At 50.3% G+C, this 22,536-nt stretch carries 24 protein-coding genes, 3 tRNA genes and 1 pseudogene; 7 read left to right on the forward strand and 21 right to left on the reverse strand.

Annotation, left to right across the window (positions count from 1 at the left end; genetic code table 11):
• Positions 1 to 162 precede the first annotated feature (162 nt).
• A complete protein-coding gene (gene uspC, locus BZK41_RS24820; RefSeq protein ID WP_079939943.1) occupies positions 163 to 591 on the forward strand; it encodes a universal stress protein UspC in 429 nt (142 codons plus the stop codon).
• A gap of 17 nt (positions 592 to 608) precedes the next feature.
• On the opposite strand, the gene otsA is transcribed toward uspC, so the two are convergent.
• The 6 genes and pseudogenes from otsA to BZK41_RS24855 form a co-directional block, all read right to left on the reverse strand.
• A complete protein-coding gene (gene otsA / locus BZK41_RS24825) occupies positions 609 to 2,030 on the reverse strand; it encodes an alpha,alpha-trehalose-phosphate synthase (protein ID WP_079939944.1) in 1,422 nt (473 codons plus the stop codon).
• The gene (gene otsB / locus BZK41_RS24830) at positions 2,005 to 2,808 is read right to left on the reverse strand and encodes a trehalose-phosphatase (RefSeq protein ID WP_079939945.1); all 804 of its coding nucleotides are present in this window, start codon (positions 2,806 to 2,808) and stop codon (positions 2,005 to 2,007) included. Before otsB ends, otsA begins: the two co-directional genes overlap by 26 nt.
• A gap of 175 nt (positions 2,809 to 2,983) precedes the next feature.
• A complete protein-coding gene (araH, locus tag BZK41_RS24835; RefSeq protein WP_003034609.1) occupies positions 2,984 to 3,970 on the reverse strand; it encodes an L-arabinose ABC transporter permease AraH in 987 nt (328 codons plus the stop codon).
• Positions 3,971 to 3,984: 14 nt separating this feature from the next.
• Positions 3,985 to 5,504, reverse strand: a pseudogene (gene araG / locus BZK41_RS24840) (arabinose ABC transporter ATP-binding protein AraG).
• Between the two features lie 132 nt (positions 5,505 to 5,636).
• Positions 5,637 to 6,626 carry an arabinose ABC transporter substrate-binding protein gene (locus BZK41_RS24845; RefSeq protein WP_079939946.1) on the reverse strand — a complete coding sequence of 330 codons (990 nt, stop codon included), beginning with the start codon at positions 6,624 to 6,626 and terminating at the stop codon, positions 5,637 to 5,639.
• A gap of 315 nt (positions 6,627 to 6,941) precedes the next feature.
• Positions 6,942 to 7,499 carry a DJ-1/PfpI family protein gene (locus BZK41_RS24855; protein ID WP_079939947.1) on the reverse strand — a complete coding sequence of 186 codons (558 nt, stop codon included), beginning with the start codon at positions 7,497 to 7,499 and terminating at the stop codon, positions 6,942 to 6,944.
• A 553-nt stretch (positions 7,500 to 8,052) separates the two neighbouring features.
• Between BZK41_RS24855 and BZK41_RS24860 the strand changes: the two genes are divergently transcribed.
• Entirely contained in the window at positions 8,053 to 8,556 is a 504-nt protein-coding gene (locus BZK41_RS24860; RefSeq protein ID WP_003034597.1) for a non-heme ferritin-like protein, read from the forward strand.
• 139 nt (positions 8,557 to 8,695) lie between these two features.
• On the opposite strand, the gene BZK41_RS24865 is transcribed toward BZK41_RS24860, so the two are convergent.
• Positions 8,696 to 8,947 carry a DUF2766 family protein gene (locus tag BZK41_RS24865; RefSeq protein WP_003034595.1) on the reverse strand — a complete coding sequence of 84 codons (252 nt, stop codon included), beginning with the start codon at positions 8,945 to 8,947 and terminating at the stop codon, positions 8,696 to 8,698.
• 129 nt (positions 8,948 to 9,076) lie between these two features.
• On the opposite strand from BZK41_RS24865, the gene BZK41_RS24870 reads away from it, so the two are divergent.
• On the forward strand, positions 9,077 to 10,498 hold the full coding sequence (locus BZK41_RS24870; RefSeq protein ID WP_079939948.1) for an MFS transporter: 1,422 nt from the start codon (positions 9,077 to 9,079) through the stop codon (positions 10,496 to 10,498).
• Positions 10,499 to 10,531: 33 nt separating this feature from the next.
• Here BZK41_RS24870 and BZK41_RS24875 read toward each other — a convergent pair whose 3' ends face one another.
• A complete protein-coding gene (locus BZK41_RS24875) occupies positions 10,532 to 11,170 on the reverse strand; it encodes an RpiB/LacA/LacB family sugar-phosphate isomerase (RefSeq protein WP_079939949.1) in 639 nt (212 codons plus the stop codon).
• Positions 11,171 to 11,437: 267 nt separating this feature from the next.
• Between BZK41_RS24875 and yecR the strand changes: the two genes are divergently transcribed.
• Positions 11,438 to 11,773: a YecR family lipoprotein gene (gene yecR / locus BZK41_RS24880; RefSeq protein ID WP_079939950.1), complete on the forward strand. Its 336-nt coding sequence runs from the start codon at positions 11,438 to 11,440 to the stop codon at positions 11,771 to 11,773.
• A gap of 194 nt (positions 11,774 to 11,967) precedes the next feature.
• Complete coding sequence (ftnA, locus tag BZK41_RS24885; protein ID WP_079939951.1) at positions 11,968 to 12,465, forward strand: non-heme ferritin; 498 nt, start codon at positions 11,968 to 11,970, stop codon at positions 12,463 to 12,465.
• A 45-nt stretch (positions 12,466 to 12,510) separates the two neighbouring features.
• On the opposite strand, the gene BZK41_RS24890 is transcribed toward ftnA, so the two are convergent.
• Positions 12,511 to 12,750 (reverse strand): YecH family metal-binding protein, encoded by a 240-nt coding sequence (locus BZK41_RS24890; protein WP_003034586.1) that lies wholly within the window; start codon positions 12,748 to 12,750, stop codon positions 12,511 to 12,513.
• A 225-nt stretch (positions 12,751 to 12,975) separates the two neighbouring features.
• Between BZK41_RS24890 and tyrP the strand changes: the two genes are divergently transcribed.
• The gene (gene tyrP, locus BZK41_RS24895) at positions 12,976 to 14,187 is read left to right on the forward strand and encodes a tyrosine transporter TyrP (protein WP_079939952.1); all 1,212 of its coding nucleotides are present in this window, start codon (positions 12,976 to 12,978) and stop codon (positions 14,185 to 14,187) included.
• 27 nt (positions 14,188 to 14,214) lie between these two features.
• Here tyrP and BZK41_RS24900 read toward each other — a convergent pair whose 3' ends face one another.
• The 6 genes from BZK41_RS24900 to BZK41_RS24925 form a co-directional block, all read right to left on the reverse strand.
• The gene (locus BZK41_RS24900) at positions 14,215 to 14,880 is read right to left on the reverse strand and encodes a YecA family protein (RefSeq protein WP_079939953.1); all 666 of its coding nucleotides are present in this window, start codon (positions 14,878 to 14,880) and stop codon (positions 14,215 to 14,217) included.
• A gap of 209 nt (positions 14,881 to 15,089) precedes the next feature.
• Positions 15,090 to 15,371 carry a heavy metal-associated domain-containing protein gene (locus BZK41_RS24905; RefSeq protein ID WP_079939954.1) on the reverse strand — a complete coding sequence of 94 codons (282 nt, stop codon included), beginning with the start codon at positions 15,369 to 15,371 and terminating at the stop codon, positions 15,090 to 15,092.
• A complete protein-coding gene (locus BZK41_RS24910; RefSeq protein ID WP_079939955.1) occupies positions 15,368 to 15,724 on the reverse strand; it encodes a hypothetical protein in 357 nt (118 codons plus the stop codon). The genes BZK41_RS24905 and BZK41_RS24910 overlap by 4 nt, the downstream gene beginning before the upstream one ends.
• Positions 15,702 to 16,844, reverse strand: a complete 1,143-nt coding sequence (locus tag BZK41_RS24915; protein WP_079939956.1) for a transglutaminase-like domain-containing protein — start codon at positions 16,842 to 16,844, stop codon at positions 15,702 to 15,704. The genes BZK41_RS24910 and BZK41_RS24915 overlap by 23 nt, the downstream gene beginning before the upstream one ends.
• Positions 16,845 to 17,052: 208 nt before the next feature.
• A complete protein-coding gene (locus tag BZK41_RS24920; RefSeq protein ID WP_079939957.1) occupies positions 17,053 to 17,523 on the reverse strand; it encodes an SRPBCC family protein in 471 nt (156 codons plus the stop codon).
• Between the two features lie 12 nt (positions 17,524 to 17,535).
• On the reverse strand, positions 17,536 to 18,225 hold the full coding sequence (locus tag BZK41_RS24925; protein ID WP_079939958.1) for a DUF1571 domain-containing protein: 690 nt from the start codon (positions 18,223 to 18,225) through the stop codon (positions 17,536 to 17,538).
• A 204-nt stretch (positions 18,226 to 18,429) separates the two neighbouring features.
• On the opposite strand from BZK41_RS24925, the gene BZK41_RS24930 reads away from it, so the two are divergent.
• The gene (locus BZK41_RS24930) at positions 18,430 to 18,774 is read left to right on the forward strand and encodes a hypothetical protein (RefSeq protein WP_079939959.1); all 345 of its coding nucleotides are present in this window, start codon (positions 18,430 to 18,432) and stop codon (positions 18,772 to 18,774) included.
• A 156-nt stretch (positions 18,775 to 18,930) separates the two neighbouring features.
• On the opposite strand, the gene BZK41_RS24935 is transcribed toward BZK41_RS24930, so the two are convergent.
• The 6 genes from BZK41_RS24935 to uvrY all read right to left on the reverse strand — a co-directional run bounded on the left by BZK41_RS24935 (position 18,931) and on the right by uvrY (position 22,471).
• Positions 18,931 to 19,017, reverse strand: a tRNA-Leu gene (locus BZK41_RS24935).
• 12 nt (positions 19,018 to 19,029) lie between these two features.
• Positions 19,030 to 19,103 (reverse strand) — tRNA-Cys (locus BZK41_RS24940).
• Positions 19,104 to 19,154: 51 nt separating this feature from the next.
• Positions 19,155 to 19,230 (reverse strand) — tRNA-Gly (locus tag BZK41_RS24945).
• 151 nt (positions 19,231 to 19,381) lie between these two features.
• Positions 19,382 to 19,930, reverse strand: coding sequence for a CDP-diacylglycerol--glycerol-3-phosphate 3-phosphatidyltransferase (gene pgsA, locus BZK41_RS24950; RefSeq protein ID WP_003030490.1), 549 nt, complete (start codon positions 19,928 to 19,930; stop codon positions 19,382 to 19,384).
• 55 nt (positions 19,931 to 19,985) lie between these two features.
• Complete coding sequence (gene uvrC, locus BZK41_RS24955) at positions 19,986 to 21,818, reverse strand: excinuclease ABC subunit UvrC (RefSeq protein ID WP_079939960.1); 1,833 nt, start codon at positions 21,816 to 21,818, stop codon at positions 19,986 to 19,988.
• On the reverse strand, positions 21,815 to 22,471 hold the full coding sequence (gene uvrY / locus BZK41_RS24960) for a UvrY/SirA/GacA family response regulator transcription factor (protein WP_003834023.1): 657 nt from the start codon (positions 22,469 to 22,471) through the stop codon (positions 21,815 to 21,817). Before uvrY ends, uvrC begins: the two co-directional genes overlap by 4 nt.
• Positions 22,472 to 22,536 lie beyond the last annotated feature (65 nt).

Below are 22,536 nucleotides of genomic sequence, written 5' to 3' on the forward strand. Positions count from 1 at the left end.
ACATATCTGCAACCAATATGAATCGATTATTCTATTTATAAGAATAATTAATGAATAATCATGATGACATTCACACTATGAAGTAAGGAAACGTTGCAGTATGGAGTAAGCTGAGTAAAGCTGAAAAGCCCTCTCATAATTCTTGAAAAAAAGGAGCGAGTTATGAGCTATTCGCACATTCTTGTTGCTGTTGCCGCCACCCCTGAAAGTCAGCAGTTGTTAGCCAGGGCGGTTTCTATCGCTCGTCCTGTCAACGCCCGAATTAGCCTGATTACACTGGTCTCAGATCCCGAACTGTATAACCAGTTTGCAGCCCCCATGCTGGAAGACCTGCGTGAAGTGATGCAGGAGGAGACTCAGGATTTTATCGACAAGCTCAGCAAAGAAGCAGAATACCCCATTGAACATACCTTCATTACCTATGGGGCTCTGAATGAACATATCCTGGATGTCTGCCGTAAACACGCTGTTGATCTGGTCATTTACGGCAACCATAACCACAGTTTTTTTTCGCGCGCGTCCTGTTCAGCGAAAAGCGTGGTCGGTGCCAGCCAGGTGGACGTTCTGTTAGTTCCGCTGGCTGGAGATTGATCTTCATTTTTTGAACGTCACGCCAGTTTAGAGCAGGAAGAAACGTTACCTGGCAATGGCTGTTTACTCTGGCGTAGGGACACTTTTTCCAGATCGCAAATGAACTGCGCCTGCCAGCTGTCGATATCATTTTTAATGATCGTTGCAAGCATCTCAGCGTGGCGGGAAATACGCTCAGCAAGTGGCATCGTCAGCGCCTGGTTTAATGCGCCTGCCACTTCATCCCGATCATAGGGATTAACAATAAGCGCGGAAGTAAGCTCATTCGCAGCCCCGGCAAATTGCGATAACACCAGCACGCCAGGGTTAGCAGGATCCTGTGCGGCCACAAACTCTTTCGCCACCAGGTTCATACCATCGCGCAACGGAGTCACCAATCCTACGTCAGAGTAGCGGAAGATCTTCATCAGCAATTTACGATCAAAGTACTGGTTCAGATAGTAAAGCGGCGTCCAGCCTAGTTGCCCATATTTGCCGTTGATTCGCCCTGCTTCTGTTTCCAGTTGGTGGCGAATATCCTGATAAGCCTGCACCTCTTCACGCGAAGTCGGCGCTATTTGCGTATAGCGAATTTTACCGTGGTGCTGCGGATAATGCTCCAGTAAAGCCTCATAGGCCTGAAAGCGCTCCGGCAAGCCTTTGGAGTAATCCAGACGCTCCACGGAGAAAATATTCTGCACATTTTTAAGCTCCGCTTTTAGCTGTGCCAGTTTTGGCGGCAGCGGTCCGGACGCCTGTCGTGCAATCTCATCAGGTTCAATACCGATGGGATAGACCTGAGTGCGAAACGCTTTTCCCCATGCCTGGTGGTGCTTATCTTTATGCGTGGACACCCGAGTCTGGGCTGCGAGACAGTCCAGAAAAGCCTGACAATCGTTTTCGGTCTGGAATCCGAGTAAATCAAAATCACACATTTGCTCAAGCAGTGCCTGATGTGGGGGAAGCGCATTAAAAATTTCCGGCGTAGGAAAAGGAATATGCAGGAAAAAACCGATGCGGTTATTCACACCGCGTTTACGCAGTTCGCTGGCAAACGGCAACAGATGGTAATCATGAACCCAGATAATATCGTCATCGCCAAGCAGCGGCAGAAGTTTATCCACCAGTAAGGCATTAACCCGTTGGTAGCCTTCCCAGGCAGAGCGCTGAAACTGTACCAAATCGAGGCGATAGTGAAACGCAGGCCATAAAACGGCATTTGAAAACTGGCAGTAATACTCTTCGTAATCTTGCTCACTCAAATTAAACGAAGCCCAGGTGATATTGCCACGCGTGACCTTTTTTAACGGTTTATCCTCATTACCTGTATCACCACTCCAGCCAAACCACAAACCACCAGCAGCTTTTAACGCGCCCAGTACACCGACCGCGAGCCCACCCGCGCTCCCTTTGTCATCTGGTGAGGCGATACGATTAGATACTACGACTAAACGACTCATAGCCACCTCTTCTGTTATTCGTTGCTTTCGATTCTTGCTGCGAAGAGTTGATTTGCTCCAGCCAGCGCCAGACATCACTCACGCCATTCAGACGCCATGTCGCCTGCGTCGGCCCGATCCCCACCTTTACGGAAATACCACCAGCGCGGTTAACCACAGCAAATCCTGTTTCATCTGTCAGGTCATCACCGAAAAACACAGGGATCCGGCCTGCAAAAGGCGCTTCCTGCATAAATGCAGCTATCGCGTCGCCTTTATTGCTGCCCTTAGGCTTTATTTCCACGACACATTTTCCGTGCTGCAGAGCAAGTTGCGGCCATCTACGCGTGATGTGTTCAGCCAGGGTAATCAGCGCCGCTTCGTGTTCGGGTGCCTGGCGATAGTGCAACGCGAACGCCATGCCTTTGGTTTCCAGCGTTGTCCCCGGTAACGTCACCAACGCTGCGTGTAATAACGCCCCGGCTTCACGCTCGATACCTTCAGGCAGGTGTACTATGTGCGTTTGACCATTGATATCACGGCGTTCTGCCCCATGTACTCCGGCAAGCGGAAAACGAAACGGAGTAGTGAGTGCGTCAAGCTCAGCCATTGAGCGCCCTGAAATCAATGCCAGCGCATCCGCATTATGCGTCGCTAACTGATGTAAACATTGCAGGATTGTCTTAGGGACAACGACCTGGTCGGGAAAGGGTTTAATCTCAGCAAGTGTCCCATCGAGATCAAAAAAATAAGCACAGTTTGCAGATTGTTCAGGGGGTAAGATCAGTGATGCTGTCACCCGGTTATCCTCCTCATCATGGTCAGAACGCCACGCGGATCGCGGCGTATAGATGATGTATGACGGATATAAGTATAGACAGTGTGACCATGCTCGCCATTTGGAAAAACAATCGCCAGCCGGGTAGCGGCTGGCGATGGGCAGAAGCTAGACTAAAAAGTTGGGGTTTAAATCATCAAACGGTACGCTTCGCTTTTTGCTTGTAACGGTCGAAGATCACCGCCGCCAGCAGGATGAGGCCGCGTACTACATACTGCGCGAACGGAGAGATATTCAGCAGGTTCATCGCATTCTCAACTGTACCCAGGATCAGCACCCCGGCCACCACATATGAGATTTTTCCGATGCCGCCTTTAAGCGAAACGCCCCCTAGCACGCAGGCTGAAATCACGATCAACTCATAACCGATTGAGGTCATGGGCTGGCCGCTGGTCATACGCGATGCGAGGATAATCCCGGCAATGGCGGAGACCAGACCGGATAGAATAAAGATAATAATCTTGGTACGAACAACCGGAACCCCAGCCAGGCGTGCCGCCTCTTCATTGCCCCCAATGGCCAGCGTATTACGCCCAAACGTGGTTTTGTTCAGCAGTAAGCCAAAGACAATAAAACAAACCACTGTGATCCAGATAGGCGCCGGCAGACCAAACCAGTTAGCATAGCCGAGCGTGAAGAAACGCTCGTCTTCAATCCCGACTGCCTTGCCGTCGGAGATAATATAGGCCAGACCACGTACAATCTGCATTGTCGCAAGAGTAGTGATCAGGGCGTTAATTTTTAACCGCGCAATCACGAACCCATTCACCAGACCACACAGAATACCGAGCAGCAGCCCGGCAGCCACGCCAATCCACAGACTTTCGGTCATGTTAATGACCACGGCAGTGGTAACACCAGCACAGGCAATCACAGATGCGACAGACAGGTCGAAATCACCGGATGCCAGGCAAAACAGCATCCCGCAGGCAACCATACCCGACATCGATACCGCCAGCCCTAACCCCTTCATGTTGATGAAAGTAGCAAAGTTTGGCACAAAGAGGGAACAAACCAGGAACAGCACGGCGAACACCACCAGCATGCCGTATTGATCCCAAATGCGGCCCAGATTTAGCGCCGACTTCGCTGCGCCAGAACCCGATGTAGAAACGGAAGACATCATACTCTCCTTATTCAGGCTACAGCCTGGCTGACTTTAGGCATAGCAAGGCTCAACGCCTGGCCTGGCGCTCATCCGCCTGTTCATGAAGTAACTCACCGGCAATTTCGCCTTCTCTCATCACCACAATACGGTCGGCGACACCGAGCACTTCTGGCAGGTCACTGGAAGCAAACAATACGGCCACACCGCGCGCTGCGAGGGCATAAATCACGTTGTAAATTTCATGCTTGGCGCCCACATCAATGCCGCGTGTAGGCTCATCCAACAAAATCACTTTCATCTCTTCCGATAACCAACGACCAAGGATAGCCTTCTGTTGATTACCGCCGGAGAGGTTCATGATCAGTTGCTCTGCACCCGGCGTTTTGATGTTGAGTGAACGAATATGGTGATCGGCATTGGTCTCTTCCCAGCCGTTGTTGATCACGCATCCCCCCAGAACATGCTTACGCCGTGCACTAATGTTGATGTTGTTGCGCACTGAATGGACCGGAATGATCCCTTCGGCTTTGCGATCCTCCGGGCACAGCATCATCCCAGCTTCAATGGCATGGCTTGGTTTACGGATATCGATAGGCTGTTCATCAATAAATACCTGGCCCCCCGTGATACGCGTACCGCCGAACAACCCTTTCATTAATTCGCTACGTCCGGCCCCCACCAGGCCAAACAGCCCGACAATTTCACCGCTTCGCACAGATAAACTGATTGGCGTACGCACGCCTGGAGCTTTGACTTCATGCAGCCGCAGACGCTCTGTGCCATACGGCCTGGATTTCCAGCCATAGATATCCCCGAGGTCGCGCCCGACCATCGCCTGCACCAGCGCATCATGATCGACCTGCTGCATATCCGTGAACGTTTTGACGTAATGACCATCTTTAAACACGGTAATGGCATCGCTGAGGGCAAAAATCTCCTCCATACGGTGCGAAACGTACAGAATGATGCGTCCTTCGTTGCGCAGCTCACGGATAACGCGAAATAAATTCTCAATCTCGCGAGCCGACAAGGAGCTGGTGGGTTCATCAAAGGCGATAATTTTGGCGTTTCGCGCCAGCGCTTTTGCAATCTCCACCATCTGCCACTGACCAATGGAGAGGTATTTCAATGGGGTATCGGGATCGATATCCATTCCCAGATGCTTCAGCTGGATTCCTGCTTCATAGTTCAGCAGCGAGCGGTTCACAATCCCGCCTTTGTGCGGTAACTGCCCTAAATAAATATTCTCGGCAACGGTCATTTCCGGGACGAGATGCAGTTCCTGGTAAATAATGGCGACACCGGCGTTGAGTGCGGCAGTGGTATCCGCGAACGAAACTTCCTGTCCGCGGATCGTCAAAGATCCCGCTGTTGGCGCATAGTTACCGCTGAGGATTTTTAAGAGTGTTGATTTCCCGGCGCCATTTTCGCCCATCAGCGCATGCACCTGTCCGGCATAGCAGTCGAAACTGATATCCGTCAGCGCCTTAACGCCCGGGAACGTTTTGCCAATGCCGCGAAATGAGAGATACGGGGTAGACTGTTGCATAACGTCTCCGTGAGTCAGGATTTTGCCGGCCAGGAAAACCGCCGGACGTAGGCCCGGTAAGCACAGCGCCACCGGGCATTGCGCCGGATGGCGGCTTCGCCTTATCCGGCCTGCAACATCGCAGCATTTCTGTTACTTACCGCCTAAGCCTTTCTTCGCCAGCTCTTCTTTGAAGTTATCGCGGGTAATCAGCACCACATCAGTCACTTCAGTGAATGCCGGTGGCTCTGCACCTTTCGTTACCCAGTTGTAGAGCATTTCACTGGATTTGTAGCCGTGCACGTCCGGGCTTGGCAGCAGTGAGCCGTAGAACCCGGTCGCTTCACCTTTAGACAGTTCGCTAACTGCATCAACGCCGTTAATCCCGATACCAATCACGTTTGGCGCTTTGAAGCCCTGCCCTTCGGTCGCGCGTACGCCACCCAGCACGGTGTTGTCGTTCATGCCGACAATCAGCCAGTTTTTGACTTCAGGATGCTGAACCAGCATGGAGTTGGCGGCGTCGAATGCGCCGGGGATGTCATTCGATTTTGTTGGGACCTGGTAAATCTGTTTTTCCGGGAAGCCTGCGGCTTTAAGTGCTTCCATTGAGCCAGAAGTACGACGACGTGCGGTATCCAGTTCGTTGGCGGTAATGGCCATTACGGCGGAGGATTTCACATCCCAACCGCGTTTTTGCATCTCCTTGTACAGCTCCTGACCCTGGCGCTCACCAATTTTGGTTGCCGCCATCATCACCAGCGGTACGGTATCCATCGGCTTACCTTTCGCGTTGGCAAACTGATCATCGACGGCAATGACTTTCATATCGTAGCCACGCGCCTTAGCCATAATGGCTGGCCCCAGTTTTGGATCTGGCGTGCAAATCACAAACCCTTTTGCCCCACTTGCAGCCAGGCTGTCGATGGCGTTCAGTGTTTTCTCGCCATCCGGAACGGCAATTTTAATCACCTCAAAACCAAGGTCTTTACCGGCTTTATCGGCAAATTTCCATTCCGTCTGGAACCATGGTTCTTCCGGCTGTTTGACCAGGAAACCGAGCTTCATGGATTCAGCGATAGCGGATTGTGACATAATGGCAGCCAGACCGATGGCAGCCAGCGCTTTAGTGAATTTGTGCATGGTTAACTCCAGCTTTAACGTTCTTTTATGTAGGGTAAAATCAGACGATTTTTTGTAATTCGGACGTAAAACAAGGCATTACCTTTTATTGATAAGATTAATGCCAGTGCTGAGAGTATTTTTAGCGGGAAATTGATTCTCCATAAGAGAGCGGCATCACACCACAGAATTACAGTAATTGCGTACATAAATTCAGCGGGAAATGACATAAAAAAACGCGGTTTTGTCGACGGGAAAAAAGAGAGGTAGCAGATTAGTCCATAAGGTCAGCCAACGAATCCTTGTTCCCGAATACCGAAGCATTCGGGAGAATGATTACCATCGGTAATAAATGTGGTCAGCGTGGTCGCGAACCGGAATATCATCTCCCAATAGACGCGCCGCAAGCGTGAAAGCAAAATCGAAAATATGCCCTAACCCTTTACCGCTAATCAGGTTGCCATCTTCCACAACCGGCGCATCGATATATTCCCCATCAGTGACGTTTTGCCACAGATCCCCCGAACACACGTAGCGACGCCCCTTCAGCAGGCCGTTGCCACCCAGCACGCGCGCAGCCGCAGAACACACCGGGCAAATGAGTTTTCCTGCCTCGTCATGGCGAGCGATAAACTGGATGACAGCCTCACTGGCGGCAAGATTAACGCTGCCCTGCGGCCCGCCGGGTAACACAATGGCATCGTAAAGATCCGTCTGGCGCACAGCCAACGTGCTGTCAGTCACCATCGGCACATCATGGTAACTCACCACCGCACGGGACTCGGCGCAGGCCAGTGTTTCAACTTCGATCTGCAGGCGGCGCAGAATATCAATGGTAACAATGGCTTCCGCCTCTTCAAAACCAGGTGCCAGTAGCACGGCAACCTTTTCCATACACACTCCTCGATTTTTCCAAATACACCTAACAATAAATGCCGAATCATTCAGGTGCTTAACTTTATTAATTTCCACAAAACTGATCTGGCGCAAAAAATTAGTCAGCAGATAACGTTCAACCACACATCTCAATGGTGAAATTTCTTCATCCTAAGAGCAGATAATCATCTGGTGACAGACAATACTTGATTGTGAAATTCAATTTCGTGATATGAAACACCATTTCAATATCAATATTTCGCTTTAATGATATAAATATCAATCACTTACATTCACATGACTTATATGCACAAGCAGAAAAATCACTAATATTGCTATGACAATATGTAAAAATTCATAAATACGCAGATTTAAGGATTTTCTTATGTTGGGACAGGAGTTATGCTGAATCTCGATCGGGAGCGAATATAATTCGTGATCACTAAAGGACCGGCGGAACGGATTTATTCTGCTAACAGTTTTAATTGTACGTAGAGGTGAAGTGTAGCGGCAGCCCGTTGCACTGACGTAAGTAACGTACATCCCCCTTTCTGGAAATAAGGATATTGATATGGCTGCAGTTGGAATTGTTCATAAACTCAACACACAAATGAACCTCGAGTTCTACGCATCGAATCTTTACCTGCATCTCAGTGAATGGTGCTACGAACACAGCCTGACTGGCACAGCAACCTTTCTACGCACCCAGGCGCAAGGTAACGTGACTCAAATGATGCGTATGTTTAATTTTATGAAAAGTGCCGGGGCTAACCCCATCGTCAAGGCTATTGATGTTCCGGGTGATGAACTAACTTCCCTTGAAGAACTGTTTCAGAAAACACTGGATGAATACCAACAGCGTTACAGCAAGCTATCTCGCTTAACCAATGAAGCAGAAGCCTTGAATGATGCAACAACCATTGATTTTCTTCACGATCTGGAAAAAGAGCAGCAGCAGGATGGCGTGCTGTTACAGACGATTCTTGATGAAGTCCGCAGCGCTAAACGTGCGGGACTGTGCATGGCACAAACCGATAAGCACCTGCTGAACGTCGTGAACTATCAACATCACTAATCTTCAATTTTCATCATGTTAATGCCGGATAACGATGCGACGCACCTTATCCGGCTGGCGCTAAATTATCTCTACGCTCACGCCTCTCATTCTACGAGGCGCAAAAAAACCTTTCTAAAACCTGAAACAACGGTTTATTTTAGTGAGATTCATTCTGCGGCGTGAATTTCAACTCGATCAAGGCAACCGCTTTTTGTATTGCGCGCATAGTGACCGGATCGGCACCTGCAGGATGGCTGGAGAAATCGATGCTTTTCAGCTGGCTGGACATTTTTTCACGAACTTCTACTGGGGCAATAACATCAAGAACATCCAGAATCTGCTTGATAACCAGCTGACAGGCAACAACGTCCGAGAGCAGTTCCTGATCGGCATTCAGTGTTTGGGACATAGTGAGCTCCTTATAGAAAGGTCGTCATAGTACCCATTCAACGAACGAAACGATAGCCGCGCAGGCATTACGAATGCGCTGAAAATAAAAAAAGTTCCAGTCAGTTTCTTTTGAGATGGCAAGCACAACATGAGTGAACATTTAGCGGTTGAGAACAAACGCGGTCTATCCCCGGCTGCATTACTTGTTGCCGGGGCTTTCTTTATGGAGTTTATTGACGGCACGGTGATTGCCACCGCTCTGCCCGACATGGCGAAAAGTTTTGGCGTACAAGCGGTTGACCTGAACATAGGTATCAGTGCCTATCTGATCACCCTCGCGGTGCTGATTCCCGCCAGCGGCTGGATTGCGGATCGCTTCGGCGCCCGAAAAGTGTTTACCCTGGCGCTGGCGATATTTACTCTCGCCTCGGTTTTATGCGGTTTTTCCGAAAGCCTTGAGAGCTTTGTCGCCATGCGAATCTTACAGGGTGTAGGTGGCGCGCTAATGGTTCCTGTTGGCCGACTCGCGGTATTGCGCACCACGCCTAAACATCAGTTGATCACCGCTATTGCGACCCTGACCTGGCCCGCGTTAGTCGCGCCCATCATTGGCCCTCCCCTTGGCGGATTCATTACCAGCTATGCCAACTGGCGTTGGATTTTTTTCATTAATGTACCGCTCGGAATACTGGCGATTGCGCTGGCGCTACGTTTTATCCCGGATATTCATGACGACGAGCGCCGCCCATTTGATATAACTGGATTTATCGCAACCTCTGTTGCGATGGTAAGCCTGGTGTATGCCATGGAGTTACTGGGAACCCAACAGCCTCAGGGCTGGCTGACCGCCGGGCTTTTGGCGCTAGGAACAGTGACCTTTCTGTTTGCCCTATATCATTTTCGTCACACCGCCTGGCCAATGATTCGCCTTGATGCCATGAACGTCCCTACTTTTCGCGTCACCATGTATGGCGGATCGCTGTTTCGTGCCTCTATCAGCGCCGTGCCGTTTCTGCTGCCGTTAATGTTTCAGGTAGGTTTTGGCATGAACGCTTTTCACGCGGGTTCGCTGGTGCTGGCGGTATTTGTCGGCAATCTGACAATTAAACCTGCCACCACACCGTTGATACGCTGGCTGGGCTTTAAGAAACTGCTGTTGATTAACGGTGCGCTTAACGTCCTGGCGCTGCTGGCCTGTGCATTAATTACGCCGCAGACCCCCGTGTGGGTTATTTTGCTGGTGTTGTATCTGGGTGGCGTGTTCCGCTCAATTCAGTTTACCGGCGTCAGCACGCTTGCCTTCGCGGACGTCCCCGCGGCACAAATGAGCTACGCTAATACGCTGTTCAGTACGGCAACACAATTAGCGGTGGGATTGGGCATTTCTTTAGCCGCTATTGGCATCCGCATTGGCGATGTGGTCAGTGAAAGGCTGGCATTGGGCAATATCCCGGGGATCAGTTTCCGGCTGGCCTTTGTCGCTATTGCCATTATTTGTCTGGTAGGTATGGTGGATACGCTGCGGCTCACCCGTGATGCAGGAAGCGCAGTATCGAATAAGAACAGGTAGCCCGGAGGGTGAACGCCGCCGGGCCAACAGGATTTAGCCAATCACCTCGCGTACAAACGCTTCGATTGCTTTGTCCTGGCAGTTGTCAAAGAAGCACTGCTGAAAGCGCTGGCCTGATACAGCGGTTTTCACCAGCTCAGGATCGATAGCGCGCAGCGTGTCCAGATAATTTTCTTTTACCACAGCCGCTTTCACCTGATTCAGAATACCGGCGTTACGTACCTGCGGCTCTTTACGCTCCGGTGGGTAGCCTTCGCCGTTACGCCCGGTGAACGCTTTTTCAAACATATAGCGCACATTCAGCTCAGCCCCCCAGCCAAAACCTTTGGCGAATGCCAGAGAAAGCGCGTTGCCGTTGTTGATCTGAGAGAACAAGAACGCATCTGCAGGATCGAGGCAATAACCACACACCACACCCGGATGGATATTCAGTGACATCATTGCCCCCTGCCCCGTACCGCAGCCTGTAACAACAAAGTCTACAGCTTTGGAATTAAGCAGGATGCTGGCCATAATTCCTAAATGGATGTAAGTCAGATGATGATCATTTTCGTCGCTCATCCCAACGTTATAGACCGGAAAACCCTTCTCATCCGCAACGGCTTTAAGCTCGTTATGGATGATGGCGTTTTTGCTTGCCTGACTGTTTTCCATCATCAATGCAATTTTCATTCTGTACTCTCCTGAATGCGCTGCGGTAGCCCGCTGAAAGTCATAACATTCAGCCACATTACTATTTTGCAATTACACTTTCAAATTTAATGAAATTTAGTTTTAAAAAACAAAGTTGCGCTCACATTCTTGTCTGAACAGTTCAGAATTGCCTCAAACAAATGATCTCGTTGTGATTAATCGCAGGTGATCTTCGGGCTATTCAAGCCATTGATGAGGGCCTCTGTATGCCATGATAGTGTATCTTCGAACTTTCAGAGCGATCTCATGAAGACTTTTATCCTGGCGCTTTTGCCGCTCGTGCTGACAGGATGCACAATTACAAAACAGGCACAGGTCAGCGAAGCCAGCGCCATCACTGGTGTGGTTCGCCTGACTTATAATCAGGCCATGTTACAAACGGCACGTACCGATAGCTATGTTACTCAAGGGACAGCCACCAAAGAGTGTCAGCGCCTGGGCTATGCCAGCGCTGAAGCGTTTGGTCAGCCGGTGTCAACCTGTAGCGTATATGCCGGTTCTTTATGTTTGAATACCAAATTTACGCTCGCGTGGCAGTGCCACGGCGTCGCGGTACCCCAGTCGCCTTCCTTGAGTTATTAATATTTCCGACCAGCACATTATTGCTGGTCTTCTGTCCTTTTATTATTTATATCCTCTGTTTAATAGCGTTAATGCGTTTTATTCCCATTCGTATTTTTAATAAATAAATTTATTATTTTACCTTTTGCAAATAATTAAATAACAAATTATAGTGACGCCACGTCAATATATAATAACGTTTGTGGAGCAGAACCATGCTGAAAGCCGAAATGATCGACCAACTGAATGAGCAAATGAACCTTGAATTATATTCATCTCTGCTCTACCAACAGATGAGCGCGTGGTGCAGCTATCACAGCTTCGAAGGTGCCGCCGCGTTTTTGCGCCGTCACGCCCAGGAAGAGATGACGCACATGCAGCGTCTGTTCGACTACCTGACCGATACCGGCAGCTTGCCGCGTATTAATACCGTTTCTTCACCCTTTGCTGAATATGCGTCTCTGGACGAACTGTTCCGTGTTACTTACGAACACGAGCAGCTGATCACCCAGAAAATTAATGAGCTGGCACACGCGGCAATGACCCATCAGGATTATCCAACCTTTAATTTCCTGCAATGGTATGTTGCCGAACAGCATGAAGAAGAGAAATTATTTAAATCTGTTATTGATAAGCTATCGTTGGCAGGAAAAAGCGGCGAAGGTCTTTATTTCATCGATAAAGAACTGGCTACGCTTGATACACAGAATTAATATTTTGGGGTAATGAAGGCAACCCGCCATCATTACCCATTAAAATCAGTGACGGCAGATCTTGCTTTCGTGCGTAGAGAAGCCGTCTTCTTTTGCAATAAACTTTCCCTTCGCCGCTAAAAACGCCACCAGCTCGCCTGCCGTCATATCCGCCGCAGAACAAGTGTGAAAACGCGCCTGCTCGCCGAAACGTGCCGTAATCGCCGCTTCAAGGCTGGCATTTGAATACTGCTCGCCAGATTCAATCATCATGTTAAGCACTTCGTGACCGTGAATAGATTCCATACTACCTCCTTAATAAAGTCCGTAGCCTAATGTGAACCGCACGGCGCCGCTTTGCGCTAACGCAGGTTTATCCGCAGATAAATGTCATTTGTTATACATCTTAATGGTCAAAATACTGTAAACATTAATATACAGTCATTGTAACGGTGATTTGACGAAAATAGCGTTTTGCCTTAACCTGCGCCGCAGATATAACCGTTGATTATCTCTGGGACAGAGGAAAGCGTGAAAAACAGAACCCTGGGTAGTATTTTTATCGTGGCGGGAACCACGATTGGTGCCGGTATGTTGGCAATGCCGTTGGCTGCGGCAGGCGTGGGGTTTAGCGTCACGCTGGTGTTGTTAGTCAGTCTTTGGGCACTCATGTGCTACACCGCGCTGTTGCTGCTTGAAGTGTATCAACATGTCCCGGCAGACACCGGGCTGGGTACGCTGGCAAAACGTTATCTTGGTCGTTACGGACAATGGGTAACGGGCTTTAGCATGATGTTTTTAATGTATGCCCTGACGGCGGCGTACATCAGTGGTGCAGGTGAACTGCTGGCTTCCAGCATCAGCGACTGGACCGGAACAAATATATCCCCGACAACAGGCGTACTGCTGTTCACCTTTGTTGCCGGTGGCGTGGTTTGTGTTGGGACCTCGCTGGTCGATCTGTTCAACCGTCTGCTATTCAGTGCCAAGATAATCTTCCTGGTGGCGATGCTGGCTCTGTTAATGCCGCATATTCATAAAGTGAACCTGCTTACGCTGCCACTGCAACAGGGGCTGGCGCTCTCCGCGATCCCGGTCATATTCACCTCGTTCGGTTTTCACGGCAGTGTTCCCAGTATCGTCAGCTATATGAACGGCAACATTCGTAAACTGCGTTGGGTGTTTATTACGGGTAGCGCTATTCCGCTGGTCGCCTATATCTTCTGGCAACTGGCGACGCTTGGCAGCATTAACTCGACAACGTTCATGGGGCTATTAGCCAACCACGCAGGCTTAAACGGCTTATTGCAGGCATTGCGTGAAGTCGTGGCTTCGCCGCACGTCGAACTGGCGGTGCATCTGTTTGCCGACCTCGCGCTGGCAACCTCTTTCCTCGGCGTTGCATTGGGATTATTTGACTACCTGGCCGATCTCTTCCAGCGCCGCAATACCGTAGCGGGAAGAATGCAAACCGGCGTGGTGACCTTCCTGCCGCCGCTGGCATTCGCGCTGTTCTATCCGCGTGGCTTTGTCATGGCGCTGGGGTATGCGGGCGTTGCCCTGGCGGTGCTGGCGCTGCTCATTCCCTCGATGCTGGCCTGGCAGAGCAGAAAACATAATCCGCAGGCCAACTACCGCGTAACAGGCGGTGCTCCGGCGCTGGCGCTGGTATTTTTGTGCGGCATTGTGGTGATAGCAGTACAGTTTTCTATTGCAGCAGGATTACTACCAGAAGTGGGTTAAAACAAAAGGGGCTTTCGCCCCTTTCTGTTAATGCAAACAGCACTGCTTATATTTCTTGCCGCTGCCACACGGGCAAGGGTCATTGCGCCCTACTTTGGCATCCACTTTCACCGGTACTTTGACCGGCGTTTCCTGAGGATGCGCCATCCAGTAAGCATGCAGGTCCAGCGCAGCCAGGCGGATGGCGTCCACGCTCTCTTCAAATGCTTCCGGCGTTAGTTTCTCAACCACCGCAAAGTTCTCTTCCGTACCGTGCAGCGCAATAGCCTCAAGTGCTGGTTTTAACGAGTCAGGTAACGCAGACCAGTCTGACAGTGCGACGCCGCGCATATAACCAAAGCACCACTCTTCAACGATGGTCAGTTCATGCTCGTCAATTTCACGCAAACCAAACAGCGGCTCAAACTGCTCAGGATATTCATCCAGACGATCGGCCGTATCCGCCATATGTTGAAACGCCAGGTTCATGAAACGCGTCATTTCTTTTTCGGAGGACCAGCGAGGGACATACTGCGCGCCGCCCCAAATCGCGACCAGCCACTGCTCTGGTTCAATTTCATACGGTGAACTCAGCACCGCCGTCAGCAAACCATCCAGTTCTGACACATCCAGAATAGCCTTGTCCGTATTGTACTTAGTCAGTACATCATCCAGCCATTCCAGTTCGCTCTCGTTTAATGGTCCCGTTTTCATAACGCTTTTCCTTAGTCAAAAAATCTTGCCTGTGATCATCCTACATGGCTGGAGGGATAACAGATACAAATGGGCATATGCGGCATACAGTTGCCGCCCGTTCAGGTTAACAGGAAACGAGGGGAATTCCGGAAGTTAACGCACAAAAGAGAACACTAAGCCGCCGGGCATCATACCGGGAAAAAACAATAAAACCACCCGCAGGTGGTTTACTGTTGTTCAATACGGTTGAGCGTTGCGGTATAGCCCGTTTTCGCTACCGCGTTAAGTAAAGTATCGGTTGGGAAACCTTCCGGTACAATCGCTTCTGCTTGTCGGGTTTTTAGGGAGGATTTTGCTTTAATCACACCGTCGGTTTCACGTAGTGCCTGATTGACCGAAATAACGCACAGCGAGCAGGTCATATTTTGTATATCCAGCACCACTTTTTGATTGGCCGCCTGAGCCCACAGCGGCAACAGCAAGCATGTAACTAACGTGAAGATTTTCATTCAAATACCTCATAAAACCAGGCGACGAGCGTGGGGTAAAATAGCACTGGCAAAATCAACGCCAGCGCGCACCAGTAGAGAATGCGCGCTTGCTTCAGCGTTAGCCACCCGGAGCACCACAGTCGTTTGGAAAAATAGAGCCGCCAGAAAACGCGCAGTAATAAGCCCAATGACACCAGCATCAGGGGAATTCGCAAGAATTCGAACCGGGTGAAGACAGCAAAGCTCGCCGCCGAAATACCAAACAGCAGGTAGAGCAGCGGTCCAACGCAGCATAAGCCGGCGGTGACGGCAGCCGCAGCGGCCGTCAACAGGGTGAGTCCCGCCCCTTTAGCGTTGTTCTGTGGCGACATAGCTATAGGAGAACGCTTTAGGATCGTAGAAATTGATCGGGTCGCCATCAACTTCAGCGTAAGGATAGCCAAAGTTGTTCATCGCGCCCTGCTCCGTTGCCGGATACAGCTCGAAATCACGCCCGTAGTTAAATCCAACCCAGTTCATTTCCCAGTTACCAAACAGGTAAGTGTTTACCGCCTGGACATCGGCATCCTGATGCGATTTTTTCTCTGCCAGACGCATTTTGGTCACATCAGCAGGATCGCACGGTAACCAGCCGTAACCGGCCAGATAGAATTCGGCGCGGCAATGTTGTCCGCCGCTCACATCGGCAACCCCTGCACTGTCTGCTTTGCCAAAAGCACTTTTCGAGTAACGTTCGAGCTTATTGGCTTTGCCCAGACGGATGCCGAACAGTTCCCGCGCCGGGATGCCGCTGGCCCGTGCCAGAGCCACAAAAACGGAGCTCATGTCGGTGCATTTTCCTTTGAGCTTACCGCTTTTTAAGATCTCCGCCACATCCCCCGTACCGCAGCCGATAACGTCGTTATCGCGCTCCATATGGCTACTCACCCACTCGTAAATCAGACGTGCTTTTTTCAGCGGATCCTGCTCATTACCAGTAATTTTACGAGCGGTTTCCAGAACCTGCCCATCAACTGGGGTATGTGTCGTCGGCAGCAGGTACGGTTTTACATCCAGCGGATAAATAATCTGCTCCGGCGCTTGCCAGGTTTTCAACGCGTCCTGCTTCAGCGGTTCCCAGTCGGCGGTTTCAATGTCGATATCAACGTTAATCAACAGTTCGCCCTGCGAGTCAGGCCAGGTGGCAAACAGCGTTTTCGCACCATAAGTATTATTAGTGGTAACGTACGCCTGCTTGTAGTTTCCGCTGAAGGCAAGGGCCGTCATTTGTTGAAACGCGGTGTCTACCGGAAGCGGGATCCACAGTTTCACTACGCCGCTCGATCCCTTAGGAGGGTTAAGTTTATACGTCTGGGATAACACAAAGCGCCGACGCGCGACGGGTACAACGGATGGCTCAGCGGCGTGAACCGTCTGGCTAATAACCGCAGGACCGACTAAACCGGCGGCGGAAAGGAGAACGCTATTTTTGAGAAATTGTCGACGTTGCATTGCTGTCTGTCCATGTTGTAAGAGTTGGGCTACGGCTAAGAAGGTAAAAACCGTATGCGATCATCACAGCAGACAGACGCTGACATAAAAAGGTGAGCCGATGGAGGTTATTCATCAATAACAGACCTGTTAACTGTGAATGAAATAAGAAACTGCGCGACAGATAGTAAGCCATAGACAGGCAAAAAGTACAGCCGTGAGGGCGAGTTCAGAAAATATAGACATTCGTTGCCAGCTTACGGGCTAGCCCTCTGGCCCCCTCGCGCATGACCATATCGTGATTCCAGCGAAAAACAGGTGCTGCCAGCGGGGCAAGATAATTCATCCAGCGGATCGTGGTACGCACATTCCAGTCATATCTGACGATAGTCTCTGCACCATTGGCAGAAAAAGACCACACGCCTCGCCCTTCAACCGCTCCACTGGCTTGCCCTTCAAGCAGTGAGCAAGGCAAAATATTCAACACGTTGATGTCAAAGGTTAAGCGATAAGGAAGCGCTCCTTTCCAGGTATAACGATGCAACGCCCCAATGCCCTGTATATCACCTTTTTTAATCTCAACGATGCGTTCCAGACTTTCCCACCATTCAGGCCACTGATCGGGATGAGATAAAACATCCCATACTTCCTGAATTGAAGCCTCAACCCGCCAGACGGTGGAAAACTGATAGTCAGCCATAGAGCGGGCTCCTCAAGGCGAGAAGAAATTGGCAGGAAAACGGATGTTAATGACCATAGTATCCAGAAACACGGTTTCTAATCGCTGCCCATCTGGCGCATAGCTGATCACTTTGGCAGGGAGTCCGTGATAATTATCCAGCCAGACGTCATAGCGGTGAACACCATCAACCGCCATTGTTCCAGGCCCAACCACAGATACGTGCGTCGTCGCCCGTCCTGCAAGGTTTTCCTTACCAATAGTGGTCGTTGTCCCTTCACGTTGCAGATGACGAATATTGCCCAACAACACGCCGATATCAGAGCGATCCACCCGATGACCACGCTCATCCTGGATCAATGAATTAGTAGGCGACAGGTGCAAAATGGGCAACGTACCCACACCAAATGGCCATAACGTCACTTTATCGCTGACAGGATTAAAGATAAGCACCGCTCCTGAATGCGGTTGGGTAAAATCCATCCGCACATAGCCGGGCTTTTGAAAGCTGTAGCGGATTATTTTGCTTTCATCGGATGGCGACGAGGAGCGCATCATGACCTGATAAGACGTCAGGTTATTAAATGACTGTTGAGAAAATGCTATGGGATCCATATCCCTGATATTCTGAGAAAAGATATCCCCTTTTTCCACCGAACATGCTGAACAACTCAAGGTGAGCAATGCGGCGAACATAACTATCGGAAAAGATGAAATGTTCATAACAGCCCCCTGAACCAGCCCTGTCTGCAAACAGAAGTCATCACCTGTCGACTGGTTTTATTATAGTTCTTAACTGCATGGCACGGCTCTTCCGGCCCCTCAGACTCAGTATGGACAGAAGGTTTAAATTATTGGTTTTGTTTTCAGTTGAGATGACAACATAAAGCTATACTTTAATAGCCATACTTTTAATAGGTATTAATCATGAAACTGCCATCGGTATTTTCATGCGCCGTTCTCATATTACTGCTGCTGGCGTCATCGTCTGCCACAGCCAGTGCGTTACAAAACCAGGCTGTCAGAGAGCAAGAGTTAAGCGCAGCACTTCGAGCTGGTAATGGCGTGATCATCATTGGCGGGACGGATGATTTCGCTTTCACGCTCAGGGCACGAAACCGAATCCACAGACAGCTGGCGATACCGGATGGCTTTGGCGATCCCATCCTTATGAATGGTTTCCAGGACCACAACTATAATCCCGCCCGCGATGGGTTTATCAACAACCCTGCCCGAGGGGGCTTTATGTTTAACGCGCCGATTCGGCGATAGATTGATTAGCAATAGTGAGTATATAGAGGGCAGTTTACGTTTCTGGCAGGCTACCTGACGCAAGGTATCTATGGCTTTTAAAAAACAGACACAAAAAACCACCCGGAGGTGGTTTCACGACACTGCTTATTGCTTTGATTATTCTGTTCTTTCCCATGGTACCCGGAGTGGGACTTGAACCCACACAGCGCGAACGCCGAGGGATTTTAAATCCCTTGTGTCTACCGATTCCACCATCCGGGCTCGGGAAGAAATTGGAGGCGCGTTCCGGAGTCGAACCGGACTAGACGGATTTGCAATCCGCTACATAACCGCTTTGCTAACGCGCCGAAATCTTCTGGCTTTACAGCCGACATCCGCTATTGCCGATGTCTAAAATTTGGAGCGGGAAACGAGACTCGAACTCGCGACCCCGACCTTGGCAAGGTCGTGCTCTACCAACTGAGCTATTCCCGCATCACCAAGTAACTTTGTTAATCACTTGATTTTGTTATCGTCTGGCAATCAGTGCTGCCGTTCGATGCGTTGCATTCTACTTACCTGACGCAATGAGTCAACGATATTTTTCACCACTTACGATCGTTTGCTGAAATTTGCGTCGAAACGATCACTGATCAAGCAAATCTCCACGTGCAGCGCTCAAATACTGGAACATTGACCACAAAGTCAGTATCGCAGCGACGAAGAAAAGTGCGATCCCAGCATACTCTACCCAGATATTTGGACGCCACAGCAGCCAGGCCAGTGCAGCCATTTGCGATGTGGTTTTCACTTTACCGATCCAGGATACGGCTACGCTGCTGCGTTTACCCAGTTCGGCCATCCATTCACGTAGTGCAGAGATGATAATTTCACGCGCAATCATTGTTGCGGCAGGAAGCGTCACCCACCAGCTGTGGTAATGCTCGGTCACCAGGACCATCGCGATAGCCACCAGCACCTTATCAGCGACCGGATCGAGGAAGGCGCCAAAACGCGTGCTTTGGTTCCAGCGGCGTGCCAGAAAACCGTCAAACCAGTCAGTGACCGCTGCGATACAGAAGATCAGCGCACAAACAAAGGGAGCCCAGGTGAATGGCAGGTAAAAAGCCAATACAAAGAATGGGATCAGGATGACGCGAAACAGCGTGAGCAACGTAGGGATATTAAATTGCATATGACGGATAACTATCTGTTGTCAGTGAAATTACCCCTATGTTGCTACAGAGGGCCTAATGTTTCAACGAGTAGAAGATCTTTTCTGCCAGAGCTTGCGAAATACCCGGCACTTTTGCAATTTCTTCGATACTTGCGTTACGAAGACCTTGCAAACCTCCCATATATTTCAACAACATCTGGCGACGCTTTGGCCCGACACCTTCGATGGTCTCAAGCGTGCTGGTACTTTTCACCTTCGCTCGTTTTTTACGATGTCCGCTAATCGCATGATCGTGAGATTCATCGCGGATATGCTGGATAACGTGCAATGCAGGCGAATCCGGCGGCAGGCTAAAGCCCTCACCTTCCGGCTCAAAGAACAGCGTTTCCAGACCGGCTTTACGATCGGCCCCTTTTGCCACCCCCAGCAAGAGTGGGTGCTGCTTGTCCCAGGGAACGTCCAGCTCAGCAAAAACGGCTTTCGCCTGCCCTAACTGACCTTTCCCGCCGTCGATCAATATGACGTCCGGAATCTTACTTTCTTCAATCGCCTTCCCGTAACGCCGACGTAAGACCTGATTCATCGCCGCATAATCATCACCCGGCGTAATACCGGTAATGTTGTAACGCCGATATTCTGCACGCAGCGGGCCATTGGCATCAAAGACCACGCAGGAGGCTACCGTCTGCTCGCCCATCGTATGGCTGATGTCGAAGCACTCCATACGCTTCACCGCAGGTAACTTCAATACGGAGGCCAGCGCCGTCAAACGTTGTGTAATCGTCGACTGCTGAGAAAGTTTCGTGGTGAGCGCCACTGCCGCGTTGGTTCGCGCCAGCTTCAGATAACGCGCGCGATCCCCTCGCGGTTTCGTCTGCACGTTAATCTTCCTGCCGGCCAGTTCAGACAGAGAGTCTGCCAGCAGGGTTTTATCGCTAAGATTAAAATCGAGCAGGATCTCCCCGGGTAAGGTACGCATCTGGCTCCCCTGCAGATAAAACTGCCCGACAAAGGTTTCGACGACCTCACCGAGTTCTGTGCCACCGGGTACTTTCGGGAAATAGCTGCGGCTGCCCAGTACTTTACCCTGGCGAATAAACAGAACATGCACACAGGCCATACCGGCGTCAAACGCCACGCCAATGACGTCCAGATCGTCTCCGGTATTAGAGACAAACTGTTTTTCTGTCACGCGGCGTACGGCCTGGATTTGGTCACGAATGCGCGCAGCCTCTTCAAATTCGAGATTTTGGCTGGCTTTTTCCATACGGGCGATCAGCTGCGTTAATACCTGATCGTCTTTTCCGGACAGGAACAGACGAACATACTCGACCTGCTGAGCATACTCTTCCTCACTCACCAGACCCGCAACACACGGACCGAGACAGCGGCCAATCTGATATTGCAGACAAGGTCGAGAACGGTTGCGATAAACGCTGTTTTCGCACTGGCGGATGGGGAATATTTTCTGCAACAGCGCCAGCGTTTCACGCACCGCATAACCGTTCGGGAACGGTCCAAAGTACTCGCCTTTGGCATGCTTTGCCCCACGATGCATCGCCAGACGCGGGTGGGTATCGCCACTAAGGAATATAAAAGGGTAGGATTTATCATCGCGCAGCAATACGTTATAGCGCGGCTGATACAGCTTGATGTAGTTGTGCTCAAGCAATAACGCTTCGGTTTCGGTGTGCGTTACCGTGACATCAATCTGCTGGATTTGCGCGACCAGCGCTTCAGTCTTGCGCGACGCAAGATTGCTACGGAAGTAGCTGGAAAGCCTTTTTTTCAGGTCTTTCGCTTTTCCGACATAGATAACCGTCCCGGCGGTATCATACATACGATAGACGCCGGGCTGACTGGTCACGGTTTTCAGAAACGCTTTGGCATCAAACTGATTGGTCACTGGCTTGTTAATGTCTCCGCATTACACAGGCCATGGCGAATTGCCAGGTGAGTCAGCTCTACATCGCCATGAATGTTTAATTTACTGAACATTCGATAGCGATAGCTGTTCACCGTTTTAGGGCTAAGATTCAGTTGCTCTGAGATCTCATTGACCTTCTGACCTTTGGTGATCATCAGCATAATCTGCAACTCGCGTTCAGACAAACTGGCAAACGGTGTTTCCGTTTTCTCAGGCTCAATCTGGCTGAGCGCCATTTGCTGAGCGATATCGGAGGCAATATAACGCTGCCCGGAAAAAACCGAACGAATCGCACTCACTACTTCCTGGGGGGCGGCGCCTTTGCTGAGATACCCTGCGGCCCCTGCCTGCATAACTTTTGCAGGTAATGGGTTTTCAGTGTGTACCGTCAGCATGATCACTTTAATGTCTGCCGTGGAACGCGCAATTTTGCGGGTTGCTTCCAGACCGCCAATACCGGGCATATTCATATCCATCAGCACAACGTCAACGGAATTTGAGCGGCACCATTTTACCGCATCTTCACCGCAGCACGCTTCGCCGACAACTTTTATGCCTTTTATATCTTCCAGAATGCGTCGTATCCCTGCGCGCACCAGTTCGTGGTCATCAACAAGAAAAACGTTGATCAAAGGAATATCTCCAGAATAGGGATAACGCTACCGATAGTTAATCGGTCCTATGTTAACGGGTTTTA

Source organism: Citrobacter sp. A316 (assembly GCF_002042945.1).
Taxonomy (GTDB): Bacteria; Pseudomonadota; Gammaproteobacteria; order Enterobacterales; family Enterobacteriaceae; genus Citrobacter; species Citrobacter portucalensis.

What these genes read in the sequence shown, in the direction of transcription:
- uspC (WP_079939943.1), top strand. Translation starts at nt 163, where the DNA reads ATGAGCTATTCGCACATTCTTGTTGCTGTTGCCGCCACCCCTGAAAGT.
- otsA (WP_079939944.1), bottom strand. Translation starts at nt 2,030, where the DNA reads ATGAGTCGTTTAGTCGTAGTATCTAATCGTATCGCCTCACCAGATGAC.
- araH (WP_003034609.1), bottom strand. Translation starts at nt 3,970, where the DNA reads ATGTCTTCCGTTTCTACATCGGGTTCTGGCGCAGCGAAGTCGGCGCTA.
- BZK41_RS24845 (WP_079939946.1), bottom strand. Translation starts at nt 6,626, where the DNA reads ATGCACAAATTCACTAAAGCGCTGGCTGCCATCGGTCTGGCTGCCATT.
- BZK41_RS24855 (WP_079939947.1), bottom strand. Translation starts at nt 7,499, where the DNA reads ATGGAAAAGGTTGCCGTGCTACTGGCACCTGGTTTTGAAGAGGCGGAA.
- BZK41_RS24860 (WP_003034597.1), top strand. Translation starts at nt 8,053, where the DNA reads ATGGCTGCAGTTGGAATTGTTCATAAACTCAACACACAAATGAACCTC.
- BZK41_RS24865 (WP_003034595.1), bottom strand. Translation starts at nt 8,947, where the DNA reads ATGTCCCAAACACTGAATGCCGATCAGGAACTGCTCTCGGACGTTGTT.
- BZK41_RS24870 (WP_079939948.1), top strand. Translation starts at nt 9,077, where the DNA reads ATGAGTGAACATTTAGCGGTTGAGAACAAACGCGGTCTATCCCCGGCT.
- BZK41_RS24875 (WP_079939949.1), bottom strand. Translation starts at nt 11,170, where the DNA reads ATGAAAATTGCATTGATGATGGAAAACAGTCAGGCAAGCAAAAACGCC.
- yecR (WP_079939950.1), top strand. Translation starts at nt 11,438, where the DNA reads ATGAAGACTTTTATCCTGGCGCTTTTGCCGCTCGTGCTGACAGGATGC.
- ftnA (WP_079939951.1), top strand. Translation starts at nt 11,968, where the DNA reads ATGCTGAAAGCCGAAATGATCGACCAACTGAATGAGCAAATGAACCTT.
- BZK41_RS24890 (WP_003034586.1), bottom strand. Translation starts at nt 12,750, where the DNA reads ATGGAATCTATTCACGGTCACGAAGTGCTTAACATGATGATTGAATCT.
- BZK41_RS24900 (WP_079939953.1), bottom strand. Translation starts at nt 14,880, where the DNA reads ATGAAAACGGGACCATTAAACGAGAGCGAACTGGAATGGCTGGATGAT.
- BZK41_RS24905 (WP_079939954.1), bottom strand. Translation starts at nt 15,371, where the DNA reads ATGAAAATCTTCACGTTAGTTACATGCTTGCTGTTGCCGCTGTGGGCT.
- BZK41_RS24910 (WP_079939955.1), bottom strand. Translation starts at nt 15,724, where the DNA reads ATGTCGCCACAGAACAACGCTAAAGGGGCGGGACTCACCCTGTTGACG.
- BZK41_RS24915 (WP_079939956.1), bottom strand. Translation starts at nt 16,844, where the DNA reads ATGCAACGTCGACAATTTCTCAAAAATAGCGTTCTCCTTTCCGCCGCC.
- BZK41_RS24920 (WP_079939957.1), bottom strand. Translation starts at nt 17,523, where the DNA reads ATGGCTGACTATCAGTTTTCCACCGTCTGGCGGGTTGAGGCTTCAATT.
- BZK41_RS24925 (WP_079939958.1), bottom strand. Translation starts at nt 18,225, where the DNA reads ATGAACATTTCATCTTTTCCGATAGTTATGTTCGCCGCATTGCTCACC.
- BZK41_RS24930 (WP_079939959.1), top strand. Translation starts at nt 18,430, where the DNA reads ATGAAACTGCCATCGGTATTTTCATGCGCCGTTCTCATATTACTGCTG.
- pgsA (WP_003030490.1), bottom strand. Translation starts at nt 19,930, where the DNA reads ATGCAATTTAATATCCCTACGTTGCTCACGCTGTTTCGCGTCATCCTG.